The 25020-nt window shown below is 73.0% G+C and carries 23 protein-coding genes; 14 read left to right on the forward strand and 9 right to left on the reverse strand.

What is annotated here, in order from left to right; translation table 11 throughout:
* The first annotated feature begins 67 nt into the window (after positions 1-67).
* The 3 genes from AB0C78_RS19185 (at position 68) to AB0C78_RS19195 (ending at position 4296) form a co-directional block, all read left to right on the forward strand.
* Positions 68-2155: a SpoIIE family protein phosphatase gene (locus AB0C78_RS19185; protein ID WP_360749467.1), complete on the forward strand. Its 2088-nt coding sequence runs from the start codon at positions 68-70 to the stop codon at positions 2153-2155.
* Positions 2156-2236: 81 nt separating this feature from the next.
* Positions 2237-3280 carry a membrane dipeptidase gene (locus tag AB0C78_RS19190; protein WP_360749469.1) on the forward strand — a complete coding sequence of 348 codons (1044 nt, stop codon included), beginning with the start codon at positions 2237-2239 and terminating at the stop codon, positions 3278-3280.
* A gap of 98 nt (positions 3281-3378) precedes the next feature.
* Positions 3379-4296, forward strand: a complete 918-nt coding sequence (locus AB0C78_RS19195) for an NADP-dependent oxidoreductase (RefSeq protein WP_360749472.1) — start codon at positions 3379-3381, stop codon at positions 4294-4296.
* A 73-nt stretch (positions 4297-4369) separates the two neighbouring features.
* Here AB0C78_RS19195 and AB0C78_RS19200 read toward each other — a convergent pair whose 3' ends face one another.
* The gene (locus AB0C78_RS19200; protein WP_360749475.1) at positions 4370-4933 is read right to left on the reverse strand and encodes a TetR/AcrR family transcriptional regulator; all 564 of its coding nucleotides are present in this window, start codon (positions 4931-4933) and stop codon (positions 4370-4372) included.
* A 71-nt stretch (positions 4934-5004) separates the two neighbouring features.
* Here AB0C78_RS19200 and AB0C78_RS19205 point away from each other — a divergent pair, with 71 nt between their 5' ends.
* Complete coding sequence (locus AB0C78_RS19205; RefSeq protein ID WP_360749478.1) at positions 5005-6174, forward strand: FAD-dependent monooxygenase; 1170 nt, start codon at positions 5005-5007, stop codon at positions 6172-6174.
* 111 nt (positions 6175-6285) lie between these two features.
* On the opposite strand, the gene AB0C78_RS19210 is transcribed toward AB0C78_RS19205, so the two are convergent.
* The 4 genes from AB0C78_RS19210 to AB0C78_RS19225 all read right to left on the reverse strand — a co-directional run bounded on the left by AB0C78_RS19210 (position 6286) and on the right by AB0C78_RS19225 (position 9667).
* Positions 6286-7296: an alpha/beta hydrolase gene (locus AB0C78_RS19210; RefSeq protein WP_360749481.1), complete on the reverse strand. Its 1011-nt coding sequence runs from the start codon at positions 7294-7296 to the stop codon at positions 6286-6288.
* 37 nt (positions 7297-7333) lie between these two features.
* Positions 7334-8755: an MFS transporter gene (locus AB0C78_RS19215; protein WP_360749484.1), complete on the reverse strand. Its 1422-nt coding sequence runs from the start codon at positions 8753-8755 to the stop codon at positions 7334-7336.
* 91 nt (positions 8756-8846) lie between these two features.
* Entirely contained in the window at positions 8847-9203 is a 357-nt protein-coding gene (locus AB0C78_RS19220; RefSeq protein ID WP_360749487.1) for a metalloregulator ArsR/SmtB family transcription factor, read from the reverse strand.
* The gene (locus AB0C78_RS19225) at positions 9200-9667 is read right to left on the reverse strand and encodes an SRPBCC domain-containing protein (protein WP_360749490.1); all 468 of its coding nucleotides are present in this window, start codon (positions 9665-9667) and stop codon (positions 9200-9202) included. Before AB0C78_RS19225 ends, AB0C78_RS19220 begins: the two co-directional genes overlap by 4 nt.
* 287 nt (positions 9668-9954) lie before the next feature.
* Here AB0C78_RS19225 and AB0C78_RS19230 point away from each other — a divergent pair, with 287 nt between their 5' ends.
* Positions 9955-11004, forward strand: coding sequence for a serine/threonine-protein kinase (locus AB0C78_RS19230; protein WP_360749493.1), 1050 nt, complete (start codon positions 9955-9957; stop codon positions 11002-11004).
* A 220-nt stretch (positions 11005-11224) separates the two neighbouring features.
* Complete coding sequence (locus AB0C78_RS19235; protein WP_360749496.1) at positions 11225-11611, forward strand: STAS domain-containing protein; 387 nt, start codon at positions 11225-11227, stop codon at positions 11609-11611.
* Between the two features lie 47 nt (positions 11612-11658).
* On the opposite strand, the gene AB0C78_RS19240 is transcribed toward AB0C78_RS19235, so the two are convergent.
* Together AB0C78_RS19240 and sigK are read right to left on the reverse strand one after the other, a co-directional pair.
* A complete protein-coding gene (locus AB0C78_RS19240) occupies positions 11659-12369 on the reverse strand; it encodes an anti-sigma factor (RefSeq protein WP_360749499.1) in 711 nt (236 codons plus the stop codon).
* Positions 12366-12953 (reverse strand): ECF RNA polymerase sigma factor SigK, encoded by a 588-nt coding sequence (sigK, locus tag AB0C78_RS19245; RefSeq protein WP_360749502.1) that lies wholly within the window; start codon positions 12951-12953, stop codon positions 12366-12368. The genes AB0C78_RS19240 and sigK overlap by 4 nt, the downstream gene beginning before the upstream one ends.
* A gap of 129 nt (positions 12954-13082) precedes the next feature.
* Here sigK and AB0C78_RS19250 point away from each other — a divergent pair, with 129 nt between their 5' ends.
* Both AB0C78_RS19250 and AB0C78_RS19255 read left to right on the forward strand, forming a co-directional pair.
* Entirely contained in the window at positions 13083-14699 is a 1617-nt protein-coding gene (locus tag AB0C78_RS19250; RefSeq protein ID WP_360749505.1) for a molybdopterin-dependent oxidoreductase, read from the forward strand.
* 66 nt (positions 14700-14765) lie between these two features.
* Positions 14766-15404, forward strand: coding sequence for a fasciclin domain-containing protein (locus AB0C78_RS19255; RefSeq protein ID WP_360749508.1), 639 nt, complete (start codon positions 14766-14768; stop codon positions 15402-15404).
* A 120-nt stretch (positions 15405-15524) separates the two neighbouring features.
* On the opposite strand, the gene AB0C78_RS19260 is transcribed toward AB0C78_RS19255, so the two are convergent.
* Positions 15525-16478 (reverse strand): FAD-binding oxidoreductase, encoded by a 954-nt coding sequence (locus AB0C78_RS19260; protein WP_360749706.1) that lies wholly within the window; start codon positions 16476-16478, stop codon positions 15525-15527.
* 142 nt (positions 16479-16620) lie between these two features.
* Between AB0C78_RS19260 and AB0C78_RS19265 the strand changes: the two genes are divergently transcribed.
* The 5 genes from AB0C78_RS19265 (at position 16621) to AB0C78_RS19285 (ending at position 21345) form a co-directional block, all read left to right on the forward strand.
* Complete coding sequence (locus AB0C78_RS19265) at positions 16621-17595, forward strand: LacI family DNA-binding transcriptional regulator (protein WP_360749510.1); 975 nt, start codon at positions 16621-16623, stop codon at positions 17593-17595.
* A 66-nt stretch (positions 17596-17661) separates the two neighbouring features.
* Positions 17662-18252 (forward strand): PadR family transcriptional regulator, encoded by a 591-nt coding sequence (locus tag AB0C78_RS19270; RefSeq protein ID WP_360749513.1) that lies wholly within the window; start codon positions 17662-17664, stop codon positions 18250-18252.
* Between the two features lie 121 nt (positions 18253-18373).
* On the forward strand, positions 18374-19792 hold the full coding sequence (locus AB0C78_RS19275) for an MFS transporter (RefSeq protein ID WP_360749516.1): 1419 nt from the start codon (positions 18374-18376) through the stop codon (positions 19790-19792).
* Entirely contained in the window at positions 19789-20778 is a 990-nt protein-coding gene (locus tag AB0C78_RS19280; RefSeq protein ID WP_360749519.1) for an ABC transporter substrate-binding protein, read from the forward strand. Before AB0C78_RS19275 ends, AB0C78_RS19280 begins: the two co-directional genes overlap by 4 nt.
* A 36-nt stretch (positions 20779-20814) precedes the next feature.
* Positions 20815-21345 carry a class II aldolase/adducin family protein gene (locus AB0C78_RS19285; RefSeq protein ID WP_360749709.1) on the forward strand — a complete coding sequence of 177 codons (531 nt, stop codon included), beginning with the start codon at positions 20815-20817 and terminating at the stop codon, positions 21343-21345.
* Between the two features lie 41 nt (positions 21346-21386).
* Here the strand turns inward: AB0C78_RS19285 and AB0C78_RS19290 are convergent, their stop codons facing one another.
* Positions 21387-21962 (reverse strand): GNAT family N-acetyltransferase, encoded by a 576-nt coding sequence (locus AB0C78_RS19290; protein ID WP_360749522.1) that lies wholly within the window; start codon positions 21960-21962, stop codon positions 21387-21389.
* 356 nt (positions 21963-22318) lie between these two features.
* Between AB0C78_RS19290 and AB0C78_RS19295 the strand changes: the two genes are divergently transcribed.
* Positions 22319-25003 (forward strand): AAA family ATPase, encoded by a 2685-nt coding sequence (locus AB0C78_RS19295; protein ID WP_360749712.1) that lies wholly within the window; start codon positions 22319-22321, stop codon positions 25001-25003.
* The last annotated feature ends 17 nt before the right edge of the window (positions 25004-25020 follow it).

Consider the following 25020-nt stretch of genomic DNA (forward strand, 5'->3'; position numbering starts at 1 on the left):
AGACGTGGCAACCGGTGACGCGGTCGGATGAGGCACCCGCTCGTGGGGCCTCGGACGGGTTCGGTGGATGGCTGGGGGACTGGGGATGGGCGGTGCGGACGGGCGCGGGATGGGCTGGCTCGCGCTGGAGGCCTTCGATCCGGCGCCGGTCGCGGTCGCGTTGACGATCGGGCCGGATCACCGTCTGGTGTACACCAACCTCGCCTACCGGGCCTTCGTCGGGGACCGTCCGCTCGGCGAGCCGATCGGACGGGCGTTCGGCGTCGCGGCGAAGCAGGACTACGGCGACCTGTTCGATCGTGTGCTGGAGACCGGTGAACCGGTCAGCCTCGTCGAGGCGCCGGTGCGGCCGGCCGCCGCGGACGCCGGCGACGAGGAGCGGTACTTCTCGTTCACCCTCTCGCGATTCACCCACGACCGGCCGGGGGTCCTGGTGGTCGCCGTCGACGTGACCGAGCAGGCCGCCGCGGTCCGGCGTGCGGATCGGGCCACCGAGGAGCAGAAGCGGTCGCGCCGCCGGTTCGAGAGCCTGGTGTGGATCAACGCGCAGGTCGTGTGGGTGTCGGACGCGGCCGGCCAGGTGATCGAATCGAGTGGCGGCTGGGAGCGGATTACCGGGCAGAGCCGGGAGGAGTTCCTCGGCGAGGGCTGGACGCAGGCGCTGCATCCCGACGACCGCGAGCCCACGTTGCAGTCGTGGGACCGGACCCGCCGGCACGCCCGCCCCTGGCACCACGTCTACCGGGTCCGCACGCGCGACGGCGAGTACCGGCACTTCGAGGTGCGGTCCGCGCCGGTGGTCGAGGACGGCGTCGTCATCGAATGGATCGGCACCTGTTTCGACATCGAGCAGGAGTGGCGGGAGCGGCAGCGCCGCGAGCTGCTGGATCGCGCCGCCGCGGCCGCCGCGGAGCAGCCCGGACTGACCGAGATGTTCGCCGCGCTCGCCGATGTCCTGGTTCCCGCGCTCGCCGACGGATGCGGCGTGCACCTGCTCCCCGATCTCGGCGACCGTCCCGCCGGCGCCCCGGTCATCGCCCAGCGCGTCGCCACCGCCGCGGATCGCGGGCTGCGGCGGCAGTCGAACGCGGTCGAGCAGCGGTTCGCTCCCGACAGCGGGTTCGCCCGCGCGCTAGAGCGGCGCAGGCCGCTGCAGCGCACCTTTCCGCCGGGCAGCCCGCCGTCCGGCCTGCTGCCCAAGAGCACCACCGACTGGCTGGCCGAGACCGGCGCCACCAGCGTCGTGTTAATGCCGGTCGTCGTCGACGGCGCCGTGGCGGCGGCGGTCACCGCCGCGCGGCGCGGCGACCGCGGGCCGATGAGCCGCGACGACATCGCCCTCATGCGGCAGATCTTCGAGCACACCCACGACGCGCTGAGCGGCGCCGTCCAGTTCCACCGGACCCAGCAGATCGCGCTGGCCCTGCAGCACGGCCTGCTCGCCGAGCCCCCCGCGCTCAGCGACCTGCAGATCGTCGCGCGGTACATGGCGAGCCCCGCGGCCGCCGAGGTGGGAGGCGACTGGTACGACTCGTTCGTCCTTCCCGACGGCGCGACCGTGGTGGCCATCGGCGACGTCGCGGGCCACGATCTGGCCGCCGCCGTCGGCATGAGCCAGCTCCGGAACATGCTGCGCGTGCTGACGGCCGATCGCCTCGCCCCGCCCGGCGAGATCCTGCGCCGGCTGAACAACGCCATGGAGACGGTGGCGCCCGAGGCGACGGCGACCTGCGTCCTCGCGCGCGTCGAGGAACCCGGACCCGGGCGGTGGCAGCTCAACTACGCCGTCGCCGGGCACCCGCCGCCGCTCCTGGTCACCTCCGGCGGCGACGGCCGCTTCCTCCAGGAGGGCGCCAACCCCCTGCTGGGCTTCCCTTTCGACCAGACCTACGAAAGCTCGACCGAACCGCTCCCACCCGGCTCCACCGTGCTGCTGTACACAGACGGTCTCGTGGAACGCCCCGGCGAGCACCTGGACGCGGGCCTGGACCGCCTTCGCCGCCAAGCCTGCACGCTCGCGCACCGGCCCCTCGATCTCCTGTGCGACGGCCTCCTGGACGACCTGCCCACCACCGGCACCGACGACATCGCCATGATCGCCGTCCGGACTCCCGGAACCGCCGCGCCGACGGCCTCGACCAAGCCGCAGAACTAGCGACCCGGCCCACGACGTCCGTGCGCGACCAAGGCTCCACGCGGCGCATGGCTTCCGCATCGCCGGGTTACAGTTCCGATCATGCCTGCTGACTTGCATGAGAGCGCCGTGGTGGCCGACGCGCACAACGACCTGCTGATGGCGGTGGTGGCCCGTCCGCCCGCGCGGTGGGCGTCGTTCTTCCGGGAGCGATGGCTGCCGCAGCTGCGCGCGGGCGGGGTCGATCTGCAGGTGCTCCCGGTGTTCATCGACGGCCAGTTCAGGCCCGAGGGGGCGCTGCGCGAGACGCTCCGGATGATCGAGTGCGCGCACGTGATCGCCGAGGGGAACCCCCAGGACGTCCGGCTCTGCCTCGACGGGGCGCAGATCGACGCGGCGCTGGCCGAGGGGAGGATCGCGCTGGTCCTGGCGCTGGAGAGCATGCCCGGACTGGACGCCGACATCGAACTCCTCGCGACCGTGCATCGGCTCGGCGTGCGGGTCGCGTCGATGGCGCACTGGGGACGCACCCCGCTCGCCGACGGCAGCGGCGAGGACGCCACCGCGAGCCGGCTGACCGCCGCCGGCGTCCAGGCCGTCGCCGAGATGGAACGGCTCGGGATCCTGCTGGACATCTCCCACCTCGGCGCCACCGGGGTGGAGCACGTCCTGGAGCTGGCGTCCCGGCCGGTGATCGCCACCCATTCCAGCGCCCGCGCCCTCCGCGACCACCACCGCAACCTGACCGACGACCAGATCCGCGGCGTCGCGGCGACCGGCGGCGTGGTCTGCGTGAACTTCCTGCCGGGCTTTCTGTCCGCCGATCCGTCCGGCTACACCCTCGCCCGGCTCGCCGAGCACATCGAGCACGTCGCCTCGGTGGCGGGCATCGACCACGTCGGCCTGGGGCCCGACTTCATCCACGAGGTCTACGCCGACCTCACCCCGCCCTGCTGCGAGGACCCCGCGGCCAACGCCGGCTTCGACGTCATGGCCACGCTCCCCGGACTGGCCGGCCCCTCCGGCCTGCCCCTGCTCACCGGCGAACTGCTGGCCCGCGGCCTGCCCGAACCCGACATCCGCAAGATCCTCGGCGGCAACCTCCACCGGCTGCTCGCCGCCCATCTCACTGTAAAGAAGCCATGAGGAGGGTATTGATGCATGCTGCGCCGAGCTGACGGCGCTGGGAAAGGCCGGCCGCCTCATGGTGAGGCGGGCGAGGACCGGGGACAGGGAGGCGCCTGATGAAGGCGATCGTGGTGACGGACGAGGCCGCGGGAACGGCCGGGATGACGCTGGTGGAGCGGCCCGAGCCGCCGGCGGCGATCAACGACGTCGTCGTCGAGGTCCATGCGTCGGGATTCGTCCCGACCGAGCTGACGTGGCCCTCGACCTGGACCGATCGCCTCGGCCGTGACCGGACGCCGTCGGTCCCCGGGCACGAGCTCGCCGGAGTGGTCACCGCCATGGGCTATGGCACGACGGGGGTGTCGGTGGGGCAGCGGGTGTTCGGCCTCACCGACTGGCATCGCGACGGAACCCTGGCGGAGTACGTGGCGATGGAGGCGCGCAACCTCGCGCCGCTGCCGGGCGACGTCGACTTCACGGTGGGCGCGAGCCTGCCGATCTCGGGCCTGACCGCGTGGCAGGGACTGTTCGAGCACGGCCGCCTTCAGGCTGGGCAGAGCGTCCTGGTGCACGGCGCGGCGGGCGCGGTCGGATCGATGGTGACGCAGCTGGCACGTGAGGCCGGCGCCCACGTCATCGGCACCGGACGCGCCGCCGACCGTCGGAAGGCGCTCGGCTTCGGCGCGATGGAGTTCGTCGACCTGGAGGGCGACGCGCTGGAAGACGTCGGCGGAGTCGACCTGGTCTTCGACGTCATCGGCGGCGACGTCCAGAGGCGGTCTGTGGGTCTGGTCCGAGCCGGAGGGACGCTGGTGTCGGTCGTCGGACCGGTCGAGGCGCGGCCCGCCGACGGGCTCGCGGTCGATTTCGTCGTCGAGTCCGATCGTGCCCAACTGGGTGAGATCGTGCAGCGGGTGCGTGACGGGCGGCTGCGCACGAACATCGGCGACGTCGCGTCCCTCGATGATGCCGTCGCGGCCTTCAACCGGACCGGGCGGCGCAAGGGAAAGACGATCATCAGCGTCCGTCCGTAGGCGACGGGCTGCTGCGGGCAGGAGATCGCCGGCATCTTCTTTCGCGTGGACTTGCCGCTCGTCGCGGAACTGCTCAAGGGGTGGAGCTGTTCGGGGCGGAGAGGCCGTCCAGGAGGACGGTGAGGTAGGCGTCGGTGAGGCCGGGGTCGGTCCGGGCGATGGCCGGCGCGGTGGCGATGATGAGGGCGCTGGCGGCTGCGAGGTCGAGGTCGGTGCGGACGTGCCCGTCGCGGCGGGCGCCTTCGATCATCTCCTCGACGGCGCCGACCAGGTCGGCGCGCAGCGCGGTGGTGAGGGGCAGGTCGAGGCCCGTCAGCTGGTCGTTCATGGCGTGGTGGGCGGCCTGGAAGGCGATCAGTTCGCGCAGGAAGGTGCGCAGCGCCTGGTGGGGCGTGGTGTCGGCGATCAGGTCGCGGGCGCGCTGGACGACGGGTCGGAGCAGGCGGGCGACGGCGGCGTCCAGCAGGGCGTCCTTGCCGCCGAAGGCGCGGACGACCGTGCCGGCGCCCAGGCCGGCGCGCTCGGCGATGGCCCCCACGGTCAGGGACGTCCCCGGTTCGGCGAGCAGGGCCATGGCGGCGTCGAGGGCGAGGTCCCGGTTGCGGACGGCGTCGGCTCGGCGTGCGGGTGTTGACAACTGGAATGCTCCTTCCACATAATCATCTGGAACCCACGTTCCAGATTTGGTCCAGTGTAGAGGAGCCCCCCATGAACGAGCGGATCCTGATCTCCGGAGCCAGCATCGCCGGCCTCACCCTGGCCCACTGGCTGGCCCGGCACGGCTTCCGGCCCACCATCGTCGAGCGCGCCCCCGGGCTGCGCGCCGGCGGCAACGGCGTGGACGTCCGCGACGACGCGGCCACGGTCATCGAGCGGATGGGCCTCATGCCCCGAGTGCGGGAACTGGCCGCCGACGTGCACGGCATGAAGTTCGTCGACGCCGCCGACCGCGCCGTCGCCCGGATCGACACCCGCGGCGCCGGCTCGGTGGAGATCATGCGCGGCGACCTGGTCGCGCTGCTGCACGAGGCCACCGACGCCGAGATCGTCTTCGGCGACTCGATCAGCGGGATCGAGCAGGACGACGACGGCGTGACCGTCGCCTTCGAGCACGCGCCCGCCCGCCGCTTCGACCTGGTCATCGGCGCCGACGGGATGCACTCCAACGTGCGGCGGCTCGCGTTCGGCCCGGAGGAGCGGTTCATCCGGCACAAGGACCACTACTTCGCCTTCGGCAACGCCGACGCCGCCCTCGGCGAGGACCGCTGGGTGACGATGTTCAACACCCCCGGCAAGATGACCGGGATCTACCGGTCCGGCAACCACGAGCAGGCCAAGGCCTACTTCATCTTCCGCTCCGGGCCGCTGGACCACGACCACCGCGACACCGCCGAGCACCGCCGCCTGCTCGGCGAGGCGTTCGCCGACCAGACCTGGGCCCCCACCCGGGCCCTGCTCGACTCCGCGCTCGCCGACCCCGACCTCTACTTCGACGCCCTCGGCCAGGTCCACATGGATTCCTGGTCCACCGGCCGCGTCGCCCTCGTCGGCGACGCCGCCTGGTGCGCGTCCCCCGCCTCGGGCGCGGGCGCGGAACTGGCCATCGTCGGCGCCTACCGGCTGGCCGGCGAACTGGCCGCCGCCAACGGCGACCACCAGGCCGCCTTCGCCCGCTACGACGCCGTCCAGCGGCCGCTGGTCGACAAGAAGCAGCAGATCGGCCCCAACGTGGGCCTCATGGTGCCGAAGACCAGCGGCGGCCGGTGCGTCCGCGACGCCCTCGTCCGGCTGTCGGTGATGAAGATCGCCGGAGCGGTCGAGCGCCACGTCCAGACCCACACCGCCCGCCCCCTGCCCGACTACCACCGCGCCGCCTGAGACCTGGAAGGACCTGGTCACGTGCTCCGCCTGCCGCCTGCCGCTGGACGCCACCGGGCCACGGTTGCTCCAGCGGCCGGCGCGTCGTGCGAGCGGGTCAGCTCCTTGTGTTCAGGACGCGGCGGTATTCAAGATGCGGCGCATCCACGATGTGCGGGCCGCCTTGGCCGCCTGGGACACGGCCGCCTGCGGTGCCATGAAGTCGAAGCCATGGAACCCGCCGGACCAGACGTGCAGCTCCGCCTGCCCACCGGCCCGCCAGATGGCCGACGCGTAGGCCACGTCCTCGTCGCGGAAGGACTCGGCGGAACCGACGTAGACGAACGCCGGCGGCAGGCCGGACAGGTCCGTCGCCCGGGCGGGCGCGATGTACGGCGAGACGTCCGGCCCTCCGCGCGCGTCGCCGAGCAGGGACGTCCAAGCGGTCACGCTGAGCGTGTTGATCCAGCTGTCCTGGCTCGCCATCTGCCGGGCCGACGGGGTGTCGCCGCGGTCGTCGAGCATCGGCATCTGCAGCATCTGGCCCACGAGCGCGGGGCCGCCGCGGTCGCGCGCGAGCAGTGCCATCGCCGCTGCGAGGCCGCCACCGCCGCTCGGGCCGGCGACGATGATGCGGTCCGGGTCGATGTTCAGCTCCGCCGTATTCGCCGCGACCCACAGCAGGCCGGCGTAGCAGTCCTCGACCTGCGCGGGGTGCGGGTGCTCCGGCGCGAGCCGGTACTCGACGGAGACGACCGCGGCGCCCACCGACGAGGCGAGGTCGAGGATGTCGGGCATGTTGGTGCGCCGATCGCCCAAGATGCTCCCGCCGCCGTGCGTGTAGTAGATCGCCGGGGTCGGCGCCTCCGCGCCCGCCGGGCGGCAGATGAGCAGGGTGATGTCGGGGGCGCCGGCCGGTCCAGGCGCCGTCCGTTCGAAGACCTGGAACTCGCCGTCCCGGCCGAGCTCGTCGTCCGACATGACCGGCGCCGTGCCGGTGGGGCCCGAACGGAACGCCGAGACCAGGTCGGGCGTGGTGGACGGCGGCATCATCGCGGCGAACGCGGCCTCCGCCCCGGCGAGTTCCGGGTCGTACGGAGGCGGAGGGCCGACCTGATCGGCGGACGCGGTCTTGGTGCTCACGGATGGTCTCCTGTTCTGTGTTGCGCGGCGTCCCTGGTCAGTGGGTCTGGACCTTGTCGGCGACCGCCGCCGCAGGGGTGTTCGCACTGTGCCGGGCGCGGGGCCGGAGACCGATCCAGACGAGTGCGGCGCTCGCGAGGGTGAACGCCACGTTCACGGTCAGGGCGAGGTGGATCCCGTTCAGCTCGGACGTCCCGGTGGCGGCGACGGCGCTGAGGATGGGGATGCCGATGGTGATGGCGACGTTCTGGGTCATCGTGGTGAGGCCGGTGGCCAGCCCCTGCTCGTGGTCCGGCAGGCCGGAGGTGCCGGTGACGGTGTAGGCGACGATGGCCGTCACGTGCCCGAAGAAGCTGACGAGCAGGGCCGGGATCAGGACGGCCAGCCCGGCGCGGTCGGCGCCGAGGAAGATCAGCGGGACCGTGGCGAGGGTCTGCACGGCCAGCCCCGCGGGCAGTACCGTCCGGTACCCGCGGCGGCCGATGAGGCGGCCGGCGACCGGGCCCGCGAGCACCGCCGCCAGGCCGGGCACCCCGAAGATAAGGCCGGTGACGAGCGGGTCGAACGCCAGGACGTTCTGCAGGTAGAGCGTCATCATGAAGATCATGGACGTCTCCGTGCCGAACACCACGAGCCCGGCGTAGTTGCCCCATTTGACGGTCGGCCGCCGGAGGATGCGGACGGGGGCGAGCGGCGCCGGCGAGCGCAGCTCGACCAGCCAGAACGCGGCCAGCAGGACGGCGCCGGCGGCACCGGCCGGGACGCTCCTCTCGACGATCGCGTAGACGGCGGCCAGCAGGCCGCCGGTCACGGTGACCGCGCCGGGGACGTCCAGCCCGACCCGGTCCGGCACCCGGCTCTCGCCGATCAGCAGCGGGGCGAGGACGAGGATGGCGACGGCCACGGGCACGTTGATGAAGAACGCCGACCGCCAGCTCAGCGCGCTGACCAGGGTGCCGCCGAGCAGCGCGCCGATGGTGAAGCCGCCCGACAGCAGCGCGCCGTTGAGGCCCAGGACGCGGTCGCGCGTCGCGCCCTCCTCGAAGGTGGTGGTGAGGAGGGACATCGACGCCGGGATCGTCAGGGCGGTCGACAGGCCCTGCAGCGTGCGGGCGGTCAGCAGCATCGCGGGATCGGTCGCGAGGCCGCCGAGCAGCGAGGCGGTGGTGAGCAGGACGATGCCCGCGAGGAACAGCCGGCGGCGGCCGAGCAGGTCGCCCAGCCGTCCGCACAGGAGGGTGAACCCGGCCGCGGGCAGGGCGTAGGCGGACGCGATCCAGGGCAGCGCCGTCAGGCTGAGCCCGACGCCGTCGCCCACCTCCGGCAGCGCGACGTTCAGGATGGAGAAGTCGACGGACAGCATGAACCCGGCGCCGAGCAGGACGAGCAGGATCAGCCGTTGCCGGCCGGTGAAGCGCGCCGGCCGGGCGGCCGGGGGCGAGGTGATGCCGGTGGACATGACGGTTCCCTTCTGGAGAACCCGGTACGGAAGGTGTGGGCGCATGCTCGGCACACCCCGCGGTGCGCGGGGTGTGCTCGGAGCCCTCTTGCTAGCGTTCTTCTGATTCGGCCGCTTCGGCGACGCGCTTGATGATCGCCAGGCGCCGGTCCCACCCGGCGGCGACCGCGGCCATCCACCGCGCGGTCGCGTCCAGCGCGGCGGGCCGCACCGCGTACCGCACCTCCCGGCCGACCCGGCCGCAGGTCACGAGCCCGGCGGCGTCCAGGACGGCGAGGTGCTTGACGACCGCCTGCCGCGAGACGGGCAGGCCTTCGGCGAGCGTCGTCGCGGTGGCCTCGCCCTGCGAGGCGAGCAGGTCGAGCAGGTCGCGCCGGGTCGGGTCGGCCAGGGCGACGCAGACGCTGCCGATCTCGTCGGCGCCGCCGAGGCGTTGCGGGGTGCTCATCCGGACCGTTCGGCGGTGTTCGCGAGCGCCTCGAACACCTGAGGCCAGCCTTCGGAGTTGAAGCGGAACGCGTCCCCGCGCAGCTCGTCGGATCCGGCCAGCGCCGCGAAGCCGCTCTCGACGACGCGCAGCCGCGTCTTCCCGTTTTCGGCGCTCAGCGTGAACTCCACCAGCGTGCTGTTGCCCTCGCGCAGTTCCTCGCCGGGGAACGCGCTGGCCCACCGGTACGCCACGTACGTCGGCGGCTCGACCTTCTCCACCCGCACCGCGACCTCTCCGAGAATGGGGTTCTTGGCCATCATCGACTCGCCTTCCCCGGCCACCGTACCGGCCGGGCCCGCGCCGTCGTCCTTCCAGATGCTCGCCTCCTCCGACACCCAGAAGCCGGGCTCGGCCACCAGCGACCACACCCGCTCCAGCGGTGCCGAGATCAGCGTGTCGCGCTCGATACGGTCCTCGCTCATCGGAAAGCTCCTTCACTGTCGAACCCTAAGTGCAACTCGATGGTTGCACGTTCCCGCGCCTTCGTGCAACCTATAGGTTGCACATTTTGGCGGGTGACATTCGCGGAGGCTGTGGCGCTGGAGTAGGTGAAGGCCATGCACCCCCGTCGTGGCCTGGCCACAGGCGGCCCAGCGGACTGCGGCGGCCTGTGGCACCGCCCCACCCCCGTCGCCCCCGGGCGGGGGTGGGGCCCCGCAGTTTCGATGCCTCCACTCGCCCCGGTGGCTCCGTATCGAGGTCAGGAGTGATGGGACGACACGGACGCGCGGCCGAGGGCTCGGTACTGCTGGCAGGCCGGTATCGGCTGGTCGAGCCGGTCGGCCGGGGCGGCATGGCCGAGGTGTGGTGCGCCCAGGACGTGTCGCTGGGCCGCCTGGTCGCGGTCAAGCTGCTGGACCGCGTTCCCTTCGCCGGCCCGCACCAGGGCACGCCCCGCGACGACGCGGCGGGCACGACCGGTGAACGGATCTGGCAGGAGGCCCGGTACGCCGCCCGGCTGGTGCATCCCAACGTGGTGCAGATCTATGACGTGGCCGCCGACGGCGACCGCATTTTCCTGATCATGGAGCTGGTTCCCGGCCGGAACCTGTCCGCGGTCCTGGACCGGCAGGGTCCGCCGGCGCCCTCGCAGGTCGCGGACCTGGGTGCGCAGGCCGCTCGAGCGCTGGCCGCCGCCCACGCCGCCGGTGTCGTGCACGGGGACGTCAAGCCGGCGAACCTGCTGCTGACCGATGACGGCGTCCTGAAGCTCACCGACTTCGGCATCGCCCGTCGTCTCGGCCCCGCCACCTCCGGCCACCCTGCGCGGGCAGTGCTGGGCACCGCCGGCTACCTGGCCCCTGAACTCGCTCTGGGACACCCGCCGAGCCGGGCCAGCGACCTTTACGCCCTGGGCTGCGTGCTGTACGAACTGTCCACCGGACAGCGGCCATTCGAGGCCGACACCGCCACTGCGCTGTTCCAACGGCACTTGCACGAATCCCCAACTCCACCCAGGCGGCTGCAACCCGGGATATCGGCCGAGTTGGAGCAGGCGATACTGCGCCTGCTGGCCAAGGAGCCCGACATCCGGCCCGCTGATGCCGCGCGTGTGGCCGATGCGCTGGAGATCATCGCCCGGTCCCGTTCCACGAGCGTGACGGCGAACGAGCCGGCCGACGCCGCTCAGGGATCGCCCGCCCACGCTCCCGCCCGCGCCGGGCGCGCCCGCCACCGTGCCAAGACACCTACCCGTCCGTCTCTGGCCCCGCTTCACCGATGGCTTGGCTGGGGCACCGGCCGCCCCTCGTCGTCATGACGCTCACCAGCACTTCTGCGTCCCCGCACCCGGTGGGTGATGTTGCCTCCAGGGACGGCTGTCGTTGGTTTCACGGTTTCTGATTGCCGAATTATTTTTCTTACGATGCCTTCGGTCGCTACCGGTTCGGCCGGGTGGGTGAAAGGCTGGACACTGTCCGCTTCGAACGGAACGTCACGGGGCGGAGTCGGCCGTCGTCGAGCCGGGGGAGGTGGCGGGGATGGCCGGGGCGTGCGACGAGCCGCCGCCGGTGCCCGAGCCGGGCGCGGGTGTCCGCAGGGTCGGTCCCTGGCTGGTGGTCCAGGTGTCGGGGGAGCTGGACCTGGCGACGGCCCCGGGGCTGTCGGCCCGGGTCGGGCGGCTGATCGCGGAGGGAGACCCGCCGCGCATCGTGCTGGACCTCGGCGGGGTGTCGTTCTGCGACTCGTCGGGGATCAACGCGTTGGTCCGGCTCTGGAAGCACATCAGCGCCGCCGGCGGGCAGTTGCTGGTCCTGCGGCCGCAGCCGCGGCTGGTCACGTTGCTGAGCAGGACCGGGGTGGACCGATGGGTGCCGGTGGTGCAGGAACTGCCCGATCCGCACGAGGAACCATGGTCTTCGCCGTAGCGGGCGAGTAGCCGGGGTGGATCGGTTCCCGGTTTCTCCGTCCGGCCTCAGCCCAGTGCGACGGTCAGAATCGGCGCGCTGGTCGGCTGGGGGGAGCCGCCGGCGGGTTCGATGGTGACGCCGAGACGCTGCGCGTCGCCGAGGCCCGCCGTGACGACGGGGCGCGCCTTCCCCGTCAGGTCGGGCGTCCCGGCGGAGCGCGGAGCGGCCGGGCCGAGCCACCACATCTGGTACGTCCTCGCCGATGGCAGGCGAAGCAGCCCGGACGTGGTGACGACGGCCTTGCCGAGCGACCGCGACGCCACGACGGTGACGCTGGCGCTCCCTTGCGCCCGGACGGTGGAGGTGTGCGCGTCCGGTGCGGCCATCACAGCGCTGACCTGGCGGTTCAGTGCTTGGGCGTGTTCGGCGGAGCGGTGGGACCGCCAGGCCGCGCCGCCGGCGGCGAGGGCGAGGACAAGGCAGGCCGCGGCGGCGAGCCATGCCAGGCCCCCGGTCCGGGGGGACGGGAGGCGGCGCGCGAGCGGTGGCGGCGCCTGCCGGGTCCGGGCGACCTTCCGCATGACGCGTGCGCGCAGCAGGTCCGGCGGGCGGCGGGACGCGGCGAGCGCCAGCCGGGCGGTGGTCTCGCGGAGCCCGGCGGTCTCGGCGGCGCAGGACGCGCAGGCCCGCAGATGCCGCTCGAAACGGCGCCGCTCGGGGGCGGTGAGCGCGTCCAGCGCGTAGGGGCCGGCGAGGTCGTGCGGGTCGTGGGTCATGGCTGCACTCCCAGGCAGTCGCGCAACCGGATGAGTCCGTCGCGCATCCGGGTCTTGACGGCGGCGAGGCCGACGCCGAGCAGCTCGGCGACCTCGCGGTAGGTGTAGCCGCCGTAGTAGGCGAGCGTGATCGACTCGCGCTGGGTCTCGGTGAGGCCGCCCATGCAGCGCCGCACCTGCTGGTGCTCCAGCCGGATGCCGACCTCCTCGGCGACCTCGTCGTACTCGGGCCCGGGCGTCGCGGTGCGCTCCTGGCGGTCGCGGTCGGCCTGGCTGGACCGGATGCGGTCGACGGCACGGCGGTGCGCCACGGTCAGCGCCCACGACGTCGCGCTGCCGCGGTCCGGGCGGTAGTGCGACGCCTTGCGCCACAGCTCGACCAGCACGTCCTGCGCGATCTCCTCCGCCTGCGCCGGGTCGCGGACGATCCGCAGCGCCAGCCCGTAGACCGGCCCGGACAGCTGCTCGTACACCTGCGCGAACGCGTCCTGGTCGCCGCGCGCGACGCGGCCGAGCAGCGCGGCGAGGTCCGGCGGTCCGGCACCGGCCGCTCCGGGCCCGGGGGCCGGTTGGTTCGTCTTCACACCGGTGGTTCGGTGCGGACGGTCCACCGGATGGGTCGAAAGCGGGATCGGGATCCGACCCATCCACCCGCCGTGCGGCTCCGAACACCCGATGTGACAGCGAAACGAGCGACCGGACCATCGCGGTGGGTGACCGCGGCCCTGCGCGGGCTGGTGGCCGCCGCGGTCGCGCTGGGGGTCGCGGAGCTGGCCGCCGGGGCGCTCGGACGGGTGTCGTCCTCGCCGCTGCTCGCGGTCGGTGCGGGCTTCATCGACCTCACGCCCGTGTGGCTCAAGGACTTCGCGATCCGGCATTTCGGGAGCAACGACAAGACCGTCCTGCTGATCGGGCTCGGGGCCGGGATCACCGTCGCGGCGCTGGTCATCGGGCTGGTCAGCCGCCGGCACCTGATGATGGGCCTTACGGGGCTGGCCGCATTCGGGGCGGTCGGAGTCCTCGCGGCACTGACGAGGCCGGTCGCCGAGCCGGTGGACGCGGTGCCGTCAGCGGTCGGCGCGCTCGCCGGCATGGCGGCCCTGGCCCTGCTGGTGCGCGGTGCCCGCCCGTCCCCGGTCGCATCTCGCCCGTCTCCGGCCGCCGCCCGTCCCGCCCAGAGCACCGCTACCCCGGACAGCGGCGCAACCGAGGCCTCGGCGTCGGCGGAGAGCACGCTACGCCGTTCCGAGGACACCGGTGCCGGCATCGACCGCCGCCGCGTCCTGCTGACCAGCGCTGGTGCGGTCGGTGTCGCCGCGGCGAGCGGCGTGGCCGGGCGGCTGCTGCTGCACCGCGGCGACGTCTCCTCCGTCCGCGCGGACCTGAGGCTGCCGCGGCCGGCGAGCCCGGCACGTCCCGTCCCGGCGGGCGCGCAGGTGCCGGTGCCGCAGATGACGCCGTTCCACACGCCCAACAAGGACTTCTACCGGGTCGACACCGCGCTCACCCTGCCGCAGGTCGACCCGCGCGACTGGACGCTGCGGATCCACGGCATGACCGCCCGCCCCGTCGAGTTGACGTTCGACGACCTGCTCCGCGAGGCGCTGATCGAACGCGACATCACCCTGTCCTGCGTGTCGAACCAGGTCGGCGGCGACCTCGCCGGGAACGCCCGCTGGCTCGGCGCGCCGCTCGCGCCGCTGCTGCGCCGCGCCGGCATCCGGAGCGGCGCCGACCAGATCCTGTCGCGCTCGTCCGACGGCATGACGCTGTCCACCCCGCTGGAGGCGATCCTCGACGGCCGGGACGCGATGATCGCCGTCGGGATGAACGGCGCGCCGCTCCCGATCGTCCACGGCTTCCCCGCGCGTCTGGTCGTCCCCGGCCTGTACGGCTACGTCTCGGCCACCAAATGGGTCGTCGACCTTAAGGTCACCCGGTTCGCGACCGACCGCGCCTACTGGACGAAACGCGGCTACGCCGACCACGCCCCCATCAAGACGTTCTCCCGCATCGACGTCCCGAAGCCCCTCGCCGCCCTGAAAGCGGGACGGGTCGCCGTTGCCGGCACCGCGTGGGCGCAGCACCGCGGCATCGACGCCGTCGAATGGCAGGTCGACGACGGACCGTGGCGCCCGGCACGGCTCGCGCCCGTTCCCGGCCTGGACACCTGGCGGCAGTGGATCGCCGAATGGGACGCCGCGCCCGGCTCCCACACCCTGCGCTGCCGCGCCACCGACGGGACCGGCCGCACCCAGCCCGAACACCGCACGCCGCCCTTCCCGGACGGCGCGACCGGCTGGCATTCGGTGGTGGTCACCGTCACCTGACCAGCGCCGCGAACGCCTCGACCGCACGAGCAACGACCCATCGGTATCCGACACAAGGAGATCACCATGTACCGCACCCGTATCGCCGCCGGAGTCCTGGCCGCGGCCGCCGTCGCCACCGCGGCCGCAGCCTGCTCCGGTAACGACGACGGCAAGGACGGCGGCACCGCGGCCGCTCCGGCGAGCCCGGCCGCCCCGGCGACCACCGCGGGCGGCGGGCCGTCCGGCGGGCAGCCGTTCGGGCCCGCCTGCTCGGCGGTGCCCGCGTCCGGCAAGGGCAGCTTCAGCGGCATGTCCACCGACCCGGTCGCGACCGCCGCGTCCAACAACCCCGTGCTGTCCACGCTGGTCACGGCGGTGAAGAAGGCCGGCCTGGTCGACACGCTCAACTCCGCCAAGAACATCACCGTGTTCGCGCCCACCAACGACGCCTTCGACAAGATCCCGAAGGCGACCCTCGACAAGGTCCTGTCGGACAAGAAGACCCTCACCGGGATCCTCACCTACCACGTGGTCGGGCAGCCGATCACGCCGAGCGGGCTGTCGTCGGGCGACTTCAAGACCCTCAACGGCGCCATGCTCAAGACCAGCGGCTCCGGCGAGTCGTTCACCATCGGCGACAACGCCAAGGTGGTGTGCGGCGATGTCCACACCGCCAACGCCACCGTCTACATCATCGACACCGTCCTGATGCCCCCCAAGTGATCCGAGGCGTCCGGCGGCCGGGACCACACGCGTGGTCCCGGCCGGCTCCCGGTCCTCGCCTCGGTCTTGAGGCAGCCGAAAAGGTCGTCTGACGCCGCGGGCCGATTCGGCTTTGAGTTCTTAAAGCGGGGCGAGCCACGGCGGTGAGGTGAACGCGTTGCCGGGGTCGTAGGTCTTCTTGATGCCGGCGAGGCGGGCGCGTGTCGCGGGGGAGTAGGCGGCGCGGGCGCGGGCGGGGTCTTCGTCGAGGCCGAGGTGGTTGATGTCGGGGCCGCCGGCGGACAGGTGGAGCAGGCCGGCGAGTCCCTTTTCCGTCCAGGCGCGTTCTGCGGCGCCGTCGCCGTCTGGGCTGGTGGAGAAGACGGGGACGAGGAAGACCGGGCGGCCCTGCACGTCGTCGGGAAGGGCGGGGACGGGAGGCGCGCAGGTGAGGACGGCCGCCCAGTTGAGGTGCGAGGGAGCGTCCGCGGTGGCTTCGACGGCCTGCCAGAGCACATTGTGGGCGTCTTCGAGGCGGTGGATGAGCACGCCGGTGACCGGGCGGACGACGGGGAACAGCCGCATGCGGAATTCGGTGACGACGCCGAGCCCGGTTCCGGCGCCGCGCAGCGCCCAGTAGAGGTCGGGGTCGGCGTGGGGGCCGACGTCGCGGACGGCGCCGTCGGCGGTGACGACGGTGGCGCCGGTGAGGTTGTCGCCGGCAAGCCCGTGGAGGCGGCCGAGCCAGCCGAGGCCGGTGCCGAGGGAGAAGCCGGCCACGCCGACCTTGGACACCGATCCGCCGGTGGTGGCCAGGCCGTGCTCCTGCAGGACGGGGTCGACCCGCCCCCAGCGGAGACCGGCGCCGAGGCGCGCGACGCGGCGTCCGGGGTCGACGGCGATGCCGGTCAGGTCGCGGACGTCGATCACGACGCCGCCGTCGGCGAGCGAGCGGCCGGCGAAGTTGTGCCCGCCCGCGCGGACGGTCAGCGGGAGGCCGTTGTCGTGCGCGTGACCGATGGCGAGGGCGACGTCATCGGTGCCGGCGCAGCGGGCGAGCAGGGCGGGACGGCTCTGGACGGCCTCGTTCCAGATGCGCCGGTGGTCGTCGTAGTCCGCGTCGCCGGGGGTGAGGAGCCGGCAAGCCGCTACCTGGACTTATGCGCTTAAGTGGAATCACTTAGGCGCTTAAGTTACGTTCTGGGATGCGGGGTGGTCAACACCGGAGGCGGAGAACATGAGCGGAAGGGCGCGGCGGGTCACCGCGGCCGACGTGGCCCGCGAGGCGGGCGTCTCCGCCGCCACGGTCAGCTACGTCGTCAACGACAAGCCCGGCCAGACGATCCCGCCCGAGACCCGCGAACGGGTCCTCGCCGCCGCCACCCGCCTGGGCTATGCCCCCTACGCGCCGGCGCGCACCCTCGCCCTGGGCGCGAGCAACCTCGTGCTCTTCGCGCACCGCGCGCCCATCGTCCCGCCCACCTACGCCCGCTACCTCGAAGCTCTGGCCGACGGCCTCCACGACCACGGCCTCGACCTGGTCTGGCAGCTCGGCTACGAGCCGTCCGCCGGGGCCCGCCATCCCGCCGCCGAACTCGCCCCCGCGGTGGTCCTGCACCTCACCGAACCCGACCCGGACGAGGCCGCCTACCTCGACCGGTTCGGCGCGCCGGTCATCGTCGCCCTGGCGTCCGCGCCGCTGCCCGACCGCCCCTCGGCGTTGCAGGTCCGCCACCTCGCCGAGCGCGGCCACCGCACGCTCGGCTACGCCGCCCACCCCGACCCGCGCCTGGCCGCCTTCGACCGCTCCCGCTACCAGACGGTCCGCGAGACCTGCGCCTCCCTGGGCCTTCCCGCGCCGTCCGCGCGCACGATCCCGCTCGGCCGCGACGCCGCCCGCCAGGCCGTCGCGGATCTCCTGGCGACGGGCGTCACCGGCATCTGCGCCTACAACGACGAGATCGCCTTCGCCGTCCTCGCGGCCCTGTCCGACCTGGGTGTGGACGTCCCCGCTCGAGCCGCCGTCGTCGGAATCGACGACCACCCCTTGGCGGCCCTGTACACGCCCTCTCTCACCACGATCAGCCTGGACGACCCCGCCACCAGCGCGGCCGACCTCGTCCGCCGCATCGCCGCCGCCCGCACCGGCGCCCCCATCCCGCCGTCCGCCCCGGCCCCGCCGGCACGCCTCATCCCCCGAGCCTCGACCTGACCCGTCTCGATCCTGCGGCTGGCTATGTTCGTATGTACGTAACGTGAGACATAGGGGTGCACGGGGATGTCACTACGCCATGCGCTGCTGGCGATGCTCGACGCGGGGGCGATGACCGGTTACGAGCTGGCCAAGACCTTCGACCAGTCGGCCAACCGGGTCTGGCACGCCACGCATCCGCAGATCTATACCGAGCTGCGGAAGCTGGAGCGGGAGAAGCTGGTGGCGGCGCGGGAGGAGCCGCGCGGGCCGCAGGGCAAGGCCACCAAGCGGGCCTACACGCTGACCGAGGCGGGCTACGAGGAGCTGAGCCGCTGGGTCTCCACGGTGGAGGAGCCGACGCTGCCCCGCGACGCCACCTATCTGAAGGCGACCTACTTCGAGTACGCGTCGCCCGACATCGTGCGGGAGCAGTTCGCGACGCACCTGGCATACCACACCGAGCAACTGCGCCGGTGGGAGTGGCACGTCGAGCAGTTGCGGTCGCGTGGCACCGACCTGATGCAGCGCCGCCTGGCCAAGGCTCCGGAGAGCCGGCATGCGGCCATCGTCGCGTACAAGGTGCACGTGTACGAGGGCATGGCCGAGCGAGCCCGGGCCGAGGTGGCCTGGGCGGAGCGCGGGCTGGCCCTGGTGGAACGGCTGGAGCAGGGCTGAATTTATGTAAGCAGATACGTAAATATTGACATACATCCGCCCTCCTGTTTAGCGTGAGCCCCCTCACGCCCCGTCGGCGTGCGCGAGCTCGAGCTGGCGAAACGCAACATCAGGAGGCCCCATGCCCACCCCCGCGAGAGAGGTCAACGGCCGCACGGCCGTGGTGACCCTCACGTATCTCGGGTTCGCCCTGCAGCTCGTCCAGGTCGGCCTGCTGCCCCTGCTCACCACGATCGGCGGCGCGCTGCACGCCTCACCGGTCGGCACCGCGTGGATCCTGACCTCCGGCCTGATCTCGGGCGCGGTGTTCCTGGCGGTGCTGACCAGGCTCGCCGACCTGATCGGCAAGCGGCCGGTGATCCTGCTCGCGATGGCCCTGGTGCTGGCCGGATGCGTGATCTGCAGCCTCGCCACGAGCCTGGCGGTGATGATCATCGGCCGTGTCCTGATCGGGGCCCAGCTCCCGATGCTGGCGCTGCCCGAGGCCATCGCGAGCGACACCATGTCGCCGCGGCGAGGGCAGACCGCCATCTTCTCGATCCACGTCGGCACCGGCCTCGGCGTCGCGGGCGGCCTGCTGCTCGGCGCGCTGGTCGGCGCGCACCCCGACAACTGGCGGCTGTTCTTCATCGTCAGCGCGGTCGCCGCGTTGATCGCCCTGGCCGCGACCGCCGTGTTCGTCCGGGACTCCGACGCGCGCGCCACCGGCGGCCTCGACGTTCCCGGCGCGCTGCTGCTCACCCTCGCCCTGGTCGCGTTCCTCCTCGGCCTGAGCGAGGGCCCGGCCTGGGGCTGGGGATCGGCCCGGGTCGTCGGGCTGCTGGCCGGCGGGGCCGTGCTCGGCGGAGTCTGGTGGCTGGTCGAGCGGTCGGCGAAGAAGCCGCTCATCGAGGTCTCCTACCTGCTGCGCCGCGACGTCGGGCTGCCCTACGCGATGACCTTCCTCATCGCCGTCGGCGTCTACGGATCGCTGTCGGCCATCACCCGCCTCGCCCAGACCCCGACGGCCTCGGGCTTCGGATACGGGTGGACGGCGCTCGCCGCCGGCTGGTACGCGCTGCCCCAGGCCGTCGGCAGCGTGCTCGGCATCGTGGTGCTGCGCACGGCCCGCCGGCGCGGCCTGGTGCCGGCCGCCTCCATCGGCTTCGCGCTGATCGTCGTCGGCTTCGCCGCCTTCGCGCTCGGCCACGCGCACGCCGGCGCCACCCTGCCCGCGCTGGTCTTCGACTCCTGCGGCCTGGCGGTGACGCTCGCCGCCACCCAGTTGCTGGTGGTACGTGCCGTCCCCGCGCACGAGTCGGGCATCGCGCTCGGCCTGTCGGTGGTGATGTACGCCGTCGGCAACTCGGTCGGCAGCGCCGTCTTCGGCGTCCTGTTCACCAGTCTCACCAGGCCCGGGGGCAAGCCGGCCCTCAGCGCCTACCTGACCGGCTTCGCGATCTGCGGGGCCTGCGCGCTGCTGGCCCTGCTGCTGTGCGTCCCGCTCGGCCGGCTCCGTGCCGCCGCCCCCGCCGTCACCACCGAAGGAGAACCCGCTTGACCCGGCTCAACCTGTCATTCGCCTGCGAGGACTACGACCGGATCCGCGCGCTGCGCGACGGCCGTGTAGTGCCCGAGGGCATCGACCTGAACGTCATCCCGCTCCCGGTCGAGGAGACCTTCTACCGCCAGGCGCGGTACCAGGAGTTCGACGTCAGCGAGATGAGCCTGTCCACGTACCTGCTCACGCTCGACCAGCCGTCGCCGCCCTTCGTCGCGCTGCCGGTCTTCCCTTCGCGGTCCTTCCGGCACCAGTCGATCTACATCAACACCGAGGCCGGCATCAGCGGCCCCGAGGACCTGCGCGGACGCCGGGTCGGCCTGCCGGAATACCAGCTCACGGCGTGCGTCTGGCAGCGCGGCATCATGGCCGAGCACCACGCCGTCCCGGTCGACTCCGTGCGGTACTTCACCGGCGGGCTGGTGCAGCCCGGCCGGATCGAGAAGATCGACCTCGACCTCCCGCCGGAGATCAGCGTCACCCCCATCGGCCCCGACCAGACGCTCTCGGCGATGCTGGCGGCCGGGGAACTCGACGCCGTGTACTGCCCGGGGCGGCCCGCCGGATTCGGCACCGACCCGCGGCTCGGCCGCCTGTTCCCCGACTTCCAGCAGGCCGAACGCGACTACCACCGGCGTACGGGCATCTTCCCGATCATGCACACCGTCGTCGTCCGGCGCTCGCTGTACGAGCGGCACCCGTGGATCGCCCGCTCGCTGACCAAGGCGTTCACGCAGGCGCTGGAGCCGGCCTACGCCGACCTGGCACAACGCAACGCGCTCAAGGTCATGTTGCCCTGGCTGGAGGAGCACTTGGCCGAGACGCTGGCGGCCCTGGGGCCCGGGTACTGGGACTACGGCCTGGAGGAGAACCGGCACGTCCTGGAGACCTTCTCCCGCTACTCCGCCGAGCAAGGCCTGACCGCCCGACCCCGGAAGGCCGAGGAGATCGTGCTCGGCCAGGCCGACGACGGATTCCTGCTCTGAAACGAACCGCGCCTGACCGGGGACGGCCCCCTGCACATCGAATATCCGATCCACACTTCGCTGATGGCGGCCCGGCCGGACGTCGGGTGCGTCGTCCACACCCACTCGAGCGCGGCGACCGCGTTCGCCGCGCTCGGCGAACCGCTCCGCGCCATCTCCCGTGACGGCGTCGAGTTCGCGGATCCGCCCGTCCCGGTCTTCACGCTGACCGGCAGCCTGATAAGAACCGCCGAACTCGGCGCGGCGCTCGCTGACACGGTGGGCGACGGTGTCGGCGCGCTGATCCCTCAACACGGCCTGGTCACGGTAGGCCCCGACCCGGCCACGGCGGTGATGCGTGCCGTCCTTCTGGACCGAGCGTGCCGCGTCCAACTCGACGCCATAGCCGCCGGGCCGCCGCTGGTCCAGCGGCGACGAGATCGAGCTGAAGAAGGCCGAGGTATGGCCGCCCGCGCAGATCCAGGCCGGCTACCAGTACCTGCTTCGCCAAACCGTCCGGTAAGCCACCCTCGCCGCCGAGGGGAAACGAAACCTGCGCTCATCCCAACCGGCAGGTTCTCGCGCTGAGACGGCCCGCCCGTCGGCGTAGCTCTGGGAGTTCCAGGCGGTCACTCGGGAGTGGGCCATTCCTCGGCCAGGAGCGCGTATGAGAGACCGTCGAGCCATCCCTTGGTGCGGTGAAGAGAGTCTTTCACCGTGTGCTGTTCGCGGCGCATCCCCACCCGCTCCATCAGCCGCCACGAGGCTTCGTTGTCGTAGAAGCAGTCCGCGTGCAGGCGGCGCAGGCCGAGCCTCCTGAAGGCGATGTCGATGAGGGCGCGTACCGCTTCGGTGGCGTAGCCTTTGCCGCCGTAGGAGGGATCGAGCGTCCACCCGAGCTCTCCATGGACGTTCTTCGCCTGGTCGGCGACCTCCCTCTGAGCCCACCCGTCTTGGATCGCCAGCGTCAGATCGCCGATCACCCGGCCGTCCAGTTCGACGACGAGCAGGTTCGCGAGCTGCTCCTCGCGGAGGAAACGCTCACGGTAGTCGTCGTACGTCACCGTGGCGGCAACGACCCATTCTTGGGTTTCCGGCAGCTGCCGGAAGACCCAGGTCGCGTCCACGTCGTCGGGGGTGGCCCGGCGCAACAGCAGCCGCTCGGTGGAAATCGGCCAGTCCAGCGTGTCAAGAGGATGGTGCATGGCCTCATGCTGGCAGAGAGCCCTGGTGGCACAAAACAGATTACTGCGGGCGGCGTCCCTACAACGACGCGGCGATCGATGCCGCGCTTGGCGGCGAGTTGCAGGGGCGCGTTCGGAATCGCTGCCGGCCCTCCGGTGAGGGCATCGATGTGAGACGGCAGCCGGCGCCATTGCGGCCGGTCGGCCGGGTCCTCCTCGTCCTGGGGGCGGGCCCGGTCCAGCAGGCTGGTGACGGTGTCGCGCGCGGGGGTGACGTCGCGCCGTTGAGTTGGGCAGAGCGCGCGTCCTCCTCTGCCATACCGGGCGGTTTCCGGCTCCTCGGCGGTGTGCCCGGGTTGTACTGTTCTCGCGTGCTCATGGGGCGGGATCGTGAGAGGGACCACCTCGCCGGGCTGCTCCGGGACGCGCGTTCCGGGCGCAGCGGCACGGTGGTGATCCGGGGCGAGGCGGGGATCGGCAAGACCTCGCTGCTGGAGCAGGTCGCGGCCGACGCCGGGGACATGCGGCTCATCCGCGGCGCGGGCGTCGAGTCGGAGAGCGAGCTGGCGTTCGGCGGGCTGCACCTGATGCTGCACCCTTTCACCGGCCGGTTCGACGCGCTGCCGGCGCAGCAGGCCGCGGCGCTGCGGTCGGCGTTCGGACTCGGCTCCGGGCCGGCCGGCGACCGCTTCCTGATCGGCGCCGCCACCCTCACCCTGCTGTCCGAGCTCGCCGCCGACCGCCCGCTTCTCTGCCTGGTGGACGACGCGCAGTGGCTCGACAACGCCTCGCTGGACGCGCTGCTCTTCGCCGCCCGCCGGCTCGGCGCCGACCCGATCTCCATGGTCTTCACGGTGCGGGACGGTGTCCGCCCGTTCCCCGACCGCGGGCTCGACGTCGTCCGGCTGGCCGGCCTGGACCGGGCCGCCGCGCAGGAGCTCGTTGCGGCGCACGCGCCGGAGCTGACCGTCCCGGTGCGGGAGCGGTTGCTGGACGAGGCGGCCGGCAACCCGCTCGCCCTCATCGAGCTGGCGCACGCCCTCAAGTCGCGGCCCGCCCGGCACGCCGGGCCGCTGCCGGTGGGCGGCAAGGTCCAGGAGAGCTTCCGGCGGCGGCTGGCCGAGCTGCCGGACGCCACCCGCCGGCTGCTCCTGGTGGTCGCCGCCGACGGCACCGCCGACCTGGGCGTCGTCCTGCGCGCCGGGGACGCGCTGGGGCTCGTCCCCGCCGACCTCGAACCCGCCGAGGAGGCCGGGCTCGTCGTCCTCGACGGGGAGGAGGTGCGGTTCCGGCATCCGCTCATCCGCGCCGTCACCTACCAGGACGCCGCGCACCACCGGCGGACCGCCGTCCATGGCGCCCTGGCCCGGGTCCTTACCGGCGACGAGCACGCCGACCGGCGGGCCTGGCACCGCGCGGCGGCCGCCACCGGCCCGGACGAGGACGTCGCCGCCGAGCTGGAGCGGGTCGCGCACCGCGCCGGGCGGCGCGGCGGGACGGCCGCGGTCGCCGCCGCCTACGAGCGCGCCGCGCGGCTCAGCACCGAGCCGGAGGGCAAGGCCCGCCGGCTCGTGCACGCGGCGCGGGCCTCCTACGACGCGGGCCGTCCCGACCAGGCCACCCGGCTGGCCGCCGAGGCCGAGCACCTCACCGGCGACGACGGGGTCGTCGCCGAGGCCACGTTCATCCGCGCCCAGGTCGCCTACGAGCGCACCTCGCCCGCCGCCGACGCGGAGCTCGCGCTGCAGGGCGCGGCGCTGATCGTGGAGAGCGATCCCGACCAGGCGGTGTCGATGCTGACGGAGGCGGTCTGGTCCGCGCGGGACGCGGGCGCGCACGGTCTCGTGCGGCAGAGCGTCGAGCTGCTGAGGAGGGTGAGGCCGCCCGCCGATTCGGCGAAGGCGCCGGTGGCGGGCGCCCTGATCGCCTATGGGCGGCGGCTCGTGGACGACGCGCCCGACGACGTCCGGCCGATGCGGGCGCTGTTCGAGGCGGCCCGGACCGGTGGGATCGAGGACGTCATCGAACGCCTCATCGGCGGTTTCATGGGCCTGCTCGTAGCGGACGACCGGGCCGCGACCGAGCTGCTCGAGCGCCTGGCCGCCGAGGCGAGGGCCGAGGGCGCGCTCGGCTGGCTGCCGTACATCTGCGAGGCGCTCGCGATCGGGCGGGTGCTGCTCGGCGACCTGCACGGCGCGGACGCGGCGACGGCCGAGGGCCTGTCGCTGGCCGCCGACATCGGCATGGACATGCAGGTCACCGCGATGACGTGCATCGCGGTCCGGCTGGAGTCGGATCCGGAGCGCAGCCGCGCCCTGGCGCCGGACGTCCTCGGCCATGCCGACGTGCATCCGACCAACGCGGCGCTGGCGTCCTGGGGCCTCGGGCTGCTCGACCTCGCCGAAGGGCACGCCGGGGAGGCTCTGGAGCGGCTCGACGCGGTGTGCTCCGGCCCGGCCCGGTACGACGTGCTGATCCGCGCTGTCCCCGACCACGCGGAGGCCGCGGTGCGGGCCGGGCGCCCGGACCTCGCCCGCGCCCATCTGCCCGCGTTCGAGGCTTGGGCCGCGGCCACGTCCTGCACGGCCCTGATCGCCCGGTGCCGCGCCCTCCTGGCCGAGGGCGACGAGGCGGACGAGCACTACCGCTCCGCGCTCGGCCTGCACGGCGACCGGGCCTACGATGCCGCGCGGACCAGGCTGCTCTACGGCGAATGGCTGCGCCGCCGGCGCCGCCGCACGGAGGCGCGCACGGAGCTGACCGCCGCCCGGAGCGCCTTCGCCCGGCTCGGCGCCGCCCCATGGGCCGAACGGGCCCGCGCCGAGCTGGAGGTGCTCGGCGACCGTCCGGCGGCCAGCGCCGAGGACGCCGATCCGCTGAAGCGGCTCACCCCGCAGGAGCTGCAGGTCGTGCGGCTCGCCGCCGCCGGGCTCAGCAACCGGGAGATCGGCGCGCAGCTCTTCCTGAGCCCCCGCACGGTCGGGCACCATCTCTACAAGGCGTATCCGAAGATCGGCGTCACCCGCCGCATGGAACTGGCCCGCCTCGTATCGGACACATGACTTAGCCGCGCCGCCGC

This window comes from Actinomadura sp. NPDC048394 (assembly GCF_040651755.1).
GTDB classification, from domain to species: domain Bacteria; phylum Actinomycetota; class Actinomycetes; order Streptosporangiales; family Streptosporangiaceae; genus Spirillospora; species Spirillospora montaniterrae.

Excerpts from the sequence above, each read along its gene's own strand:
- AB0C78_RS19185 (WP_360749467.1), top strand. The coding sequence starts at position 68 with ATGGCTGGGGGACTGGGGATGGGCGGTGCGGACGGGCGCGGGATGGGC.
- AB0C78_RS19255 (WP_360749508.1), top strand. The coding sequence starts at position 14,766 with ATGTACCGCACCCGTATCGCCGCCGGAGTCCTGGCCGCGGCCGCCGTC.
- AB0C78_RS19270 (WP_360749513.1), top strand. The coding sequence starts at position 17,662 with ATGTCACTACGCCATGCGCTGCTGGCGATGCTCGACGCGGGGGCGATG.
- AB0C78_RS19220 (WP_360749487.1), bottom strand. The coding sequence starts at position 9,203 with ATGAGCACCCCGCAACGCCTCGGCGGCGCCGACGAGATCGGCAGCGTC.
- AB0C78_RS19290 (WP_360749522.1), bottom strand. The coding sequence starts at position 21,962 with ATGCACCATCCTCTTGACACGCTGGACTGGCCGATTTCCACCGAGCGG.
- AB0C78_RS19235 (WP_360749496.1), top strand. The coding sequence starts at position 11,225 with ATGGCCGGGGCGTGCGACGAGCCGCCGCCGGTGCCCGAGCCGGGCGCG.
- AB0C78_RS19275 (WP_360749516.1), top strand. The coding sequence starts at position 18,374 with ATGCCCACCCCCGCGAGAGAGGTCAACGGCCGCACGGCCGTGGTGACC.
- AB0C78_RS19295 (WP_360749712.1), top strand. The coding sequence starts at position 22,319 with ATGGGGCGGGATCGTGAGAGGGACCACCTCGCCGGGCTGCTCCGGGAC.
- AB0C78_RS19190 (WP_360749469.1), top strand. The coding sequence starts at position 2,237 with ATGCCTGCTGACTTGCATGAGAGCGCCGTGGTGGCCGACGCGCACAAC.
- AB0C78_RS19205 (WP_360749478.1), top strand. The coding sequence starts at position 5,005 with ATGAACGAGCGGATCCTGATCTCCGGAGCCAGCATCGCCGGCCTCACC.
- AB0C78_RS19225 (WP_360749490.1), bottom strand. The coding sequence starts at position 9,667 with ATGAGCGAGGACCGTATCGAGCGCGACACGCTGATCTCGGCACCGCTG.
- AB0C78_RS19240 (WP_360749499.1), bottom strand. The coding sequence starts at position 12,369 with ATGACCCACGACCCGCACGACCTCGCCGGCCCCTACGCGCTGGACGCG.
- AB0C78_RS19195 (WP_360749472.1), top strand. The coding sequence starts at position 3,379 with ATGAAGGCGATCGTGGTGACGGACGAGGCCGCGGGAACGGCCGGGATG.
- AB0C78_RS19215 (WP_360749484.1), bottom strand. The coding sequence starts at position 8,755 with ATGTCCACCGGCATCACCTCGCCCCCGGCCGCCCGGCCGGCGCGCTTC.
- AB0C78_RS19265 (WP_360749510.1), top strand. The coding sequence starts at position 16,621 with ATGAGCGGAAGGGCGCGGCGGGTCACCGCGGCCGACGTGGCCCGCGAG.
- AB0C78_RS19230 (WP_360749493.1), top strand. The coding sequence starts at position 9,955 with ATGGGACGACACGGACGCGCGGCCGAGGGCTCGGTACTGCTGGCAGGC.